Origin of the sequence: Streptomyces pseudogriseolus, assembly GCA_002154585.1 — a bacterium.
GTDB lineage: Bacteria > Actinomycetota > Actinomycetes > Streptomycetales > Streptomycetaceae > Streptomyces > Streptomyces pseudogriseolus.
The window spans coordinates 1-933 of the sequence record MUNG01000566.1; the positions used below are offsets into that span (position 1 = coordinate 1).

A 933-nucleotide genomic window follows, 5' to 3' on the forward strand; every position below is an offset into this window, starting at 1 on the left:
CGGCACGGAGTCGACACGTCCAGGAGAAACTCGAGCATGAACCGCAAGACTTTGGTGCTGGCGGCCGCGATGGGCCTGCTCGCGCCGGTGCTCGCCGCCTGTGGTGACGCCGAGAGCGGCAGCGGCGACGGCGATGCGATCGTCGTGGGCACCACGGACCGGTTCACCGCATCCGAGGAAGAGGGCCTCGCCCCCCTCGACCCCGCCTGGGCCTACGACGTCGGCACCTGGAACATCCTGCGGCAGACCGTCCAGACCCTCATGGTCCAGCCCCGCGGCGACGGCGAGCCCGTGCCCGACGCCGCCAAGTCATGCGGCTTCACCGACGCCGGTAACGAGCGCTACAGCTGCACCCTGCGCGACGGCCTGAAGTTCTCCAACGGTGACCCGATCACCGCACAGGACGTGAAGTACTCCATCGACCGCGCCATCTCCCTCGAGGGTGACAGCGGCGTCTTCGCCCTGCNNCACCGTCGAGACGCAGGGCGACAACGAGGTGATCTTCCACCTCAAGGCGGCCGACGCCACCTTCCCGTACAAGCTGTCCACGCCTGTCGCGGCCATCGTCAACAAGGACGACTACGCCCAGAACAAGCTGCGCGAGGGCTTCGACGTCNNGCGCCGTCTTCACCAAGAACCCCTCGTACAAGGGCGCGCTCCAGGTCAACAACGACAAGGTGGAGATGGTCGCCTACGACAGCGCCGACGCCATGGGCGAGGCGCTGAAGGACGGCAAGATCGACGTCATGACCCGCAGCATGTCGCCGGAGCAGATCCAGCAGCTGGCCAACGACAGCGACGGCGAGATCGACCTGGTGGAGACCCCGGGTCTGGAGATCCGCTACCTGGCCTTCAACACCAAGGCCGAGTCGGTGAAGGACAAGGCCGTCCGCCAGGCGATGGCCCAGGTGATCAACCGCGACGAGCTCGTCG

Annotated in this window: 1 pseudogene; it reads left to right on the forward strand. The window is 67.1% G+C overall.

Features of this window, described 5'->3' with window-relative positions:
* Positions 1-36: 36 nt before the first annotated feature.
* A pseudogene (locus CCN29_RS32750) lies at positions 37-933 on the forward strand (ABC transporter substrate-binding protein); the annotation flags it as partial.